General features: G+C 71.6%; 7 protein-coding genes. 1 reads left to right on the top strand and 6 read right to left on the bottom strand.

What is annotated here, in order from left to right:
• Positions 1 to 93: 93 nt before the first annotated feature.
• From IG84_RS0135670 to asnB, 4 genes are all read right to left on the bottom strand, one after another.
• Positions 94 to 1,677, bottom strand: coding sequence for a class I tRNA ligase family protein (locus tag IG84_RS0135670; RefSeq protein ID WP_031067103.1), 1,584 nt, complete (start codon positions 1,675 to 1,677; stop codon positions 94 to 96).
• Positions 1,678 to 1,735: 58 nt separating this feature from the next.
• Positions 1,736 to 2,464 carry an SDR family oxidoreductase gene (locus tag IG84_RS0135675; RefSeq protein WP_031067105.1) on the bottom strand — a complete coding sequence of 243 codons (729 nt, stop codon included), beginning with the start codon at positions 2,462 to 2,464 and terminating at the stop codon, positions 1,736 to 1,738.
• 85 nt (positions 2,465 to 2,549) lie between these two features.
• Positions 2,550 to 3,527, bottom strand: coding sequence for a PrpF domain-containing protein (locus IG84_RS0135680; RefSeq protein WP_051862829.1), 978 nt, complete (start codon positions 3,525 to 3,527; stop codon positions 2,550 to 2,552).
• Positions 3,524 to 5,338 carry an asparagine synthase (glutamine-hydrolyzing) gene (gene asnB, locus IG84_RS0135685; RefSeq protein WP_031067112.1) on the bottom strand — a complete coding sequence of 605 codons (1,815 nt, stop codon included), beginning with the start codon at positions 5,336 to 5,338 and terminating at the stop codon, positions 3,524 to 3,526. Before asnB ends, IG84_RS0135680 begins: the two co-directional genes overlap by 4 nt.
• Before the next feature lie 156 nt (positions 5,339 to 5,494).
• On the opposite strand from asnB, the gene IG84_RS0135690 reads away from it, so the two are divergent.
• Positions 5,495 to 6,235, top strand: a complete 741-nt coding sequence (locus IG84_RS0135690; protein WP_031067114.1) for a PIG-L deacetylase family protein — start codon at positions 5,495 to 5,497, stop codon at positions 6,233 to 6,235.
• Positions 6,236 to 6,273: 38 nt separating this feature from the next.
• On the opposite strand, the gene IG84_RS0135695 is transcribed toward IG84_RS0135690, so the two are convergent.
• Both IG84_RS0135695 and IG84_RS0135700 read right to left on the bottom strand, forming a co-directional pair.
• Positions 6,274 to 6,927 (bottom strand): maleylpyruvate isomerase family mycothiol-dependent enzyme, encoded by a 654-nt coding sequence (locus tag IG84_RS0135695; RefSeq protein ID WP_031067118.1) that lies wholly within the window; start codon positions 6,925 to 6,927, stop codon positions 6,274 to 6,276.
• On the bottom strand, positions 6,927 to 7,377 hold a 451-nt coding region (locus IG84_RS0135700; RefSeq protein WP_037801336.1), incomplete at its 5' end, for an adenosylhomocysteinase. The genes IG84_RS0135695 and IG84_RS0135700, both read right to left, overlap by 1 nt.

Here is a 7,377-nt window from a genome sequence, read left to right on the forward strand (position 1 = left end):
ACAGTGTCCGTACGGGACCCGGCGTCGCACGCGGCAGACGGAAGGCCCCGGTGCGGTGGTGCGCCGGGGCCGGTGGGGTGGCGAGGAGCGGGATCAGAACCCGAAGACGGGGCCTGACGGGGGTGACAGCCTGGTGCCGGGGGCGGGCGCGGCGAGCGCTTCCGCGGTGATCGCGCGTCCGGTGGGCAGGCCGAGGGCCGCCGCCAGCCGGTCGGCGCCTTCGGGCATCACCGGCCGGGCCCATGCGGACAGCGCGCCGGCCACCTCCAACTGGGCCACGGTGGCGGCCATGCTGCGGCCGTGGCCGGTCGGACGGCGCCGTTCGTGAGCGTTGATGTGCGCGAAGTCGTCGACGGAGCGGACGGTCTCGTCGAGCAGGGCGACCGCGCGCCGCGGGTCGAACGAGTCCGGTGAGTACGCCACGGCCAGGTCCTCGGCGGTACGCAGCAGCAGCTCGCGCAGCCGCGGCCAGCCGGCGCCGCCGGGTTCCGCATCCGGGACGCGGCCCGCGCAGTCCTGCCGTATCCGGGCGAAGAGCCGGATCAGCCAGCCGTTCCATGTCGCGTCGAGGGTCTGGCGCGCCTGCTCCAGGCCCGCACGGCTGAAGTGGACGGCACGCCCGACGGGGCGGGTCTGCAGCACATGCCGCCGCAGGGAGTCGGAGCCGAACTCCGTCAGCAGGTCCAGCGCCCACACGGTGGCGGGCTGCTCGCCGGGCAGAATGCTGTCGTCGTCCAGCACCAGCGGTTCGTTGACACAGAATCCCTGGGGCAGCTTGATGCCTTGGGCGAGCATCAGGGCGGGCAGCAGCACCGTCTGGCAGAAGGCGTGGTCGAAGCCGCAGAAGTGCACGGCCCGTTCCGGCGCGGCATTGAGGTCCAGCCGGTAGCCGAAGAGAGGGATCGCGGCGGCCTCGAAGCACGCGTCGATGCGATGGCCGGCGAAGTCCTCTCCCGGTACGGGCAGGCCCCACTCCCCCGGGTGGCAGACGGCGACGTCCGGCAGCCCGTCCTCGATGAGCTGCTCGCACAGTGCGGCGAGGCGGGGCGGCAGTTCGGCGGCCGCCCAGTAGTCGGCCAGTTGGTCACGGAACGACTCCAGGGGGAGGTGGAGCCGGCGGCAGCGGCGCATGGCCGCGGGGGTGTCGCAGAGTGCGCAGCGCGGCTCCAGGAGCTCGCCGCTGCTGTTGGGCCGGGCGCAGGACGGGCAGGCATTGCCGTCGCAGGGGAGCGCACAGTGGGGGCAGGTGCCGTTCGCGTGGGCGCCGTGCAGCCAGCGGTCGCAGGTGTCGCAGTACGGCATGAGCCGGGTGCGGGCCGCGAGGACGCCCTCGTTGCGGAGCCGGGTGAAGAGGTCCTGCACCCAGCTTCCGTAGCCGTCGGCGGTGCGGGGGTGGACGATGCGGTCGAAGACGACTCCGGCGCGCAGCAGGTCGGCGCAGATGGCCTGGCGGTATCCCTCTGCCACCTCTTCCGGCTTGCGGCCGGTGCGCAGCGCGCGGAGTTCGACGGAGCTGCCGTGCTCGGCGGTGCCGGTGGTGAAGAGGACGGGCCTGCCGTCGGCGCGGAGAGCGCGGCTGAGCACGTCGGCCGCGACGTAGGGGCCGGCCAGGTGGCCGATGTGGAGCTCGCCGTGTGCGGCGGGCGGGGTCGCGGTGATCCAGAGCGGGACGCTCACGGGCGGACCTCCTTGGTGTGCTGGGGGCCTGTTCCATCGGACAGGCTTCGGACAGGCCCTAGTGGGGCTCGAAGTGGAAGGAGCGGATGAAGCAGTCCCGGGGCTGCTCGACGGCGTAGACGATGCAGTCGAAGAGCGCCTGGCCGGTGAGTTTGTCGTCGGGGTGGGCGCCGAGTCCGGCCCATTCCACGGACCGCGGGTCGGCCGTGGAGAAGTCCGGCGGATAGAGGGAGAAGACGCGTACACCGGAGGGGCGCAGCCGGTGGGAGAGGATGTCGGCGAACCCGGCCTGAGCGTTCTTCGCCGCGTAGAAGGCGTCGTGCGCGGAGGTTCTGGCGGCTCCCGCTCCCCCGCGGACGGCCACCATGTTCACGATGTCCGGCCGGTGGGATTTCCGCAGCAGCGGCAGGAAGTGCTTCACCATGAGGACGGTGCCGCCCGCGGTGGATTCGATGGTCTCGACGATCTGGTCGTCCGACGCGTCGTCGAGCTCGACGCCGTCGAGCCAGCGCGCGCCGTTGTTCACCAGGAGGTCGACGCGTTCGCTGTGTTCGCCCACCTGCCGGGCGAATTCCCGGATTTCGGCGGGACGGCTCAGGTCGCAGCCGAATGCGTGAATACGGTCGCGTGCCGCACCGAGGACTCCCGTCCGGGTGCGCTCGGCCGCTTCGACGGTCCGCGCGGAAACGAATACTTCGGCGCCCAGGTGCGCGAATCCCACGGCAAGTGATCGCCCGAATTCGCGCGAAGCGCCGGTCACCACGACACGCAGGTTCTCGAAAGTCATCCTGTCCCGTTCTCCTGAATCGGCTGGACCGTTCATTGAGCCTGGCAGAGGAAACGGGGAAGGTCTGCGGAAAACGGCGGCAGATTCACGCCGTGGCGTGGGTACGCCACGGCAGCGCGACGTGGCGTTCGAGGACGCGCACCCGTTTGCCGGGGACGCTGACCCGCGCCAGCCGGGAGTCCGGGGCGCCGGTGACGGTCGCGGTGACCGTTGCGAGGCCGCCAGGGGTCTCCACGAGGAGGGCATGCGGCGGACAACCGGCCGCGCGGGCCAGCCGGTACGGCACCGTGCCGTCGATCGCCGCGGCAGCGGCGAGGCACGTCAGCCCGGTCATGGCGAAGGAGGGGTGCCAGCCGGGTTCGGTCAGTGACCGCACGACGAGGCGTCCTGCTCGCCCGGCAGCGACGACTGCGATCTTCGGCAGGGCGCCACCGGCCGACAGGCCCAGCAACGACTGGGCCGCCCCCCTGAGCCGTTGCAGGCGGCCGAAATCGGCAGCCCCGGCCGCGAACAGGGCCGACCGCCCCTCCAGCCCGAGATCCCGGGCATCGACGAACACGTACGGATTGGCGAACCGCACCAACGACACCCTGTGCACCCCGTCGGCGGTGATGAGCACGTCCCGGGGGCGACCGGTGGGCAGCAGCTCCGCCGGCCGCGGCATCGCGGGCAGGAAGTGCACGGTGTACGAGCCGTCGGCAGCCTGCTCACAGACCACCGCGCCGGTACCGCCCGGAGCGCGCGTACGCACGCGGACGGTACCGCCCCTCCCCCACGCGGCCACGGCCGCCAGCAGCGAATGACCACACGCGCTGTCGAAGGCGAACCCGTCCTCTCGGCCCGCCAGCCCCTGGACGAAGCGGTACTCCAGGTCGAAGAAGGGGTGCCGGGAAGGCCGGACGAGCGCGAACTTCAGTACCTCGCCCCGCCCGCCGGCCCGCAGCACCCTCCGCGCCTCGCACAGAGCCTCGGCCAACTCCTCGTCGTAATCGGGAACTTCGTCCGCGCCCAGGACCAGCGTGGGCCCCGGCGCGCCCTCCGCCATGGCGAGGTGCGCCGTCACGCGGCGGCTCCGGCCAATACGGGCGCGGCGGACGCACGGATCGGCGCAGGACGCAGGGCGCACAGCTCCTGCCGCCACAGCTCATGCACGAGCAGCGCCCACAAGGCCATCGCACTGGGGCCGGTGGGCCGGCGCAGATGCGCGGCGAAGAGTGCGCGCAAGCCGCGCGGGGACAGGCGTGCGTCGAGATGCGGCCCGGCAGTCAGCACGTCCTGGGCCAGCGCCATGAGGGGCGTACCGCGTACCAGCATCGCCTCGACGGGCAGCAGGAAGGGCTGCTTGGGCCGGCGGATCACGGCCGCCGGGAGCAGCCCTTGGGCAGCCTCGTACAGGGCTCGCTTGCCGGTCTTGAGCGGGGCGGGGAGCCGGGCGGCGAGGCCGGCCATGGAGGGCTGGAGGAAGGGCAGCCGGGCCTCGACGGCCCAGGCCATGCTGAGGTGGTCCAGCCGCCGGAGGTGGTAGGCGGGCAGCCGCTGGAAGGTCTCGAACGAGGACAGCGTGGCGTGCCGGTCGCCGCCCGCCGAGGCCAGCCGGCCGGCGATCCGCTGCTCGGCGGTGCCTCGGTCGGCCAGAAAGGCGCGGTAGTCGGAGGTGTACAGCGTCTCGCGCAGCGCACTGGGCACCGCGGCGAGCGAGGCGACGTACGGGGCGACCCAGCCAGTGCCGGGCGGTGCCGCCAGGGCCGTCCGCATCCGGTCGTACCCGGCAAACAGCTCGTCGGCCCCGTCCCCGGTCAGCGCCACAGTGAAGCCCTCGTTGCGCACGGCCCGGAACAGGGCGTACGTGCTGAGGGTGATCGGGTCGGCGTTGGGCTGCCCGAGGTGCCACACCGTGCGCGGCAGCAGTTCGGCGAACTCGGCGGGGTCGGCCTCGACCTGGTGGTGCACGGTGCCGCTGCGCCTTGCGATGGCGCGGGCGAAACCGTGCTCACTGCCCGGCCACTCACCGCGGTATGTCAGGTGGAAGGTGTGCAGCGGTGGCGCCTGGGTCTCGTTGGCGTGTTCCGCTGCCAGGGCCGTCACGAGCCCGGAGTCGAGACCGCCGCTGGTGATGGCGCAGACCGGTACGTCGGCCTGGGCGAGACGGCGCACTTCCCTGCGGAGGGTCTCCCTCACGCCGAGGGGCGCACGGGAACTCCGGTGCGGTGTTCTCCGGTACACACGCAGGCTGCCACCCCTGGTGGCCAGGGCGGTCGCGCCGGGGGGCAGCGTCCGGATGCCCCGCAAGGCGGTCTGCTGGCCGAGGCAGGTGCGGGTGGTGAGGTACTCGTCCAGCGCCTCGTCGCGGTGCTCTGCCGGCACCTGGGGAAAGGCGAGCAGTGCGGGCAGCTCGGAGGCGAAGCGGACACCGCCGTCGGCAGCGGCGTGGTAGTAGAGCGTCTTCATGCCGTGGTCGTCGACGGCGAGGAGCAGACGGGGCTCGTCCGGGCGCAGGTCGACGAGGGCAATGGCGAACATGCCGTCCAGCAGCTCGACGAAGCCCGGCCCGTGCTCGGCGTACAGCGCGGGAATCACGGTGCCGTCGCAGTCGTCCGGGAAGGTATGACCCAACGCCTGCAGTCGGGCCCGCAGTTGGCGGTGGTTGTAGATCTCCCCATTGAGGACGGCGACGACGCCGGGGGCGCTGGGCAGGCGGTACGGCTGACCGCCTCCAGTGGGGTCGGTGACGGCGAGCCGGTTGCAGCCGAGCGACCAGCCCGGGCCGCGAGCGGCGCCGTGGGCGTCGGGTCCGCCGTGGCGCTGCCGCCCCGAGACGGCGGCCAGCTCCTGGCCGGTGGCCCTGGTGGCGAACGATCCGCAGATCCTGCACATGACGACTACCTCCGAGCCGGGGCCGGGCATCAGCACCACTGGATGCACCCAATGATTTGAATCTACCAATTCTTGTGTTGGCGCGTAAGTGCAATGGCGTGAACCGGCCACGGCCGCGGCCTTGTCCGGCGCGCCGGCTCACCGCACGCTGATCGCATGAGCGACTCCCCCATCGGCCCGCACCGACGCGGCGCGCCCGAGCGGCTGTTAGTGGTGGCCGCACACCCGGACGACATCGAGTTCTGCGTGAGCGGGACCGTCATGCAGTGGATCGAACGCGGCACCGACGTGACGTACTGCATCGTCACCGACGGTGGCGCGGGCGGTTATGACGAACGGCTGCCCCGCCAGGCCATGGCCGACCTGCGCCGCGCCGAACAGGCGCACTCCGCGAAGCTCAGCGGCGTACAGGACGTCCGGTTCCTCGGCTATCCCGACAGCCTGGTCGAGCCGAGCGTCGAGCTGCGCCGGGACCTGTGCCGGGTCATCCGGGAGATCCGCCCGACGCGGGCGATCATCCCGAGCCCCGAGATCAACTGGTCCCGCATCGCGGACGTCCACCCCGATCACCGGTCCGTGGGGGAAGCGGCGCTCCGCGCGATCTATCCGGAGGCACGCAACCCGTTCGCCCACCCCTCCCTGGTCAAACACGAGGGCCTACGTCCCTGGACCGTGCCCGAGACCTGGCTGATGACCGGCCCGCACCCCAACCAGTACATCGACGTCACCCCGGTCTTCGACCGCAAGGTCGAGGCGCTGCGCATCCACACCTCGCAGACCGCCCACTTCGACGACCTGGCCGGTCTGCTCCGCGACTGGCTCGGCGAGCACGCCCGGGCCGGCGGTCTGCCGCCCGGACGCCTCGCCGAGGCGTTCCAGGTCGTCGATACGGCGTGAGTCGATACGGCTTGAGTTGATACGGCTCGAGGGGCCGGTCAGCCGTAGATGACCAGCTCGCTCTCCGTCGCGCCGCGCAGCTCATAGCGCGTACGGACCAGTGGGCGACCTGCGTAGAGCCGGATGAGGGTCGGTACATCGGCGGCCAGGGACGCCGCCGGCCGGCCCTCGACCTCATTGCCGAGGACCAGTGGTGCGTTGTGCCCGTGCAGGGTGGCGTGCAGGCGGGGTGTGTGGCGTACGCGGCTGACGACGGACAGGATCGTCAGCGCCTCCAGCGCGCCCTTGCCGTCGTACGCACCGGGCTCGCCGAGCGCATCGCGTACATCCCCGGCATGCACCCACTCCCCCAGTGCGATGACATCGAGGTCACCATCGGATGCGGCGATGACCGGTCCCGCTTCGGTGAAACCTCGCTCCAGCTCGTCCAGGACCTGCGAGGTCGTCCAGTCGGCGCGCTCGCGTACATCGGCGGCGTTCGCCTCAGGAGTGAAGGCACCCTCCAGCCGTCCTTCGACGATGCGGACCAGCGCGGCCCCGCAGTGGGCCAGGACTTGTCGTACGGTCCAGCCCGGGCAGGCCGTGCGGGCAGCGAAGTCGTACTGGTCCGTGCCGCGCAGCAGCGGCATCAGCGCGTCCCGCTCCGTACGCAGCAGCCGGTCGGGCAGCCAGGGATCTCGCTCGCCGGCCATCAGTAGCGGTAGTGGTCCGGCTTGTACGGGCCCTCGACCTCAACGCCGATGTAGGCGGCCTGCTCCGGGCGGAGCCGGGTGAGCTTGACGCCCAGGGAATCCAGGTGGAGCCGGGCGACCTTCTCGTCCAGGTGCTTGGGCAGCACGTACACATCCGTCGGGTACTGCTCGGGCTTGGTGAACAGCTCGATCTGGGCCAGCGTCTGGTCCATCGCCTGGTGCTTCATCTTGGCCATGTCCGAGGCCATGATGATGTCCTTGTTACCGGTCGTGGTGACGAAGATGTCCGCCGTCTCCACCACCTCATCCAGCGTGGTGACCTGGTAACCGTCCATCGCCGCCTGCAGCGCACAGATCGGGTCGACCTCGGTGACGATCACCCGGGCGCCCTGGCCGCGCAGCGACTCCGCACAGCCCTTGCCCACATCGCCGTAACCGCACACCACGGCG

Origin of the sequence: Streptomyces ochraceiscleroticus, assembly GCF_000720485.1 — a bacterium.
Classification (GTDB): Bacteria; Actinomycetota; Actinomycetes; order Streptomycetales; family Streptomycetaceae; genus Streptomyces; species Streptomyces ochraceiscleroticus.

Coding starts and splice junctions, on each gene's coding strand:
- IG84_RS0135675 (WP_031067105.1), bottom strand. CDS start 2,464: ATGACTTTCGAGAACCTGCGTGTCGTGGTGACCGGCGCTTCGCGCGAA.
- asnB (WP_031067112.1), bottom strand. CDS start 5,338: ATGTGCAGGATCTGCGGATCGTTCGCCACCAGGGCCACCGGCCAGGAG.
- IG84_RS0135690 (WP_031067114.1), top strand. CDS start 5,495: ATGAGCGACTCCCCCATCGGCCCGCACCGACGCGGCGCGCCCGAGCGG.
- IG84_RS0135695 (WP_031067118.1), bottom strand. CDS start 6,927: ATGGCCGGCGAGCGAGATCCCTGGCTGCCCGACCGGCTGCTGCGTACG.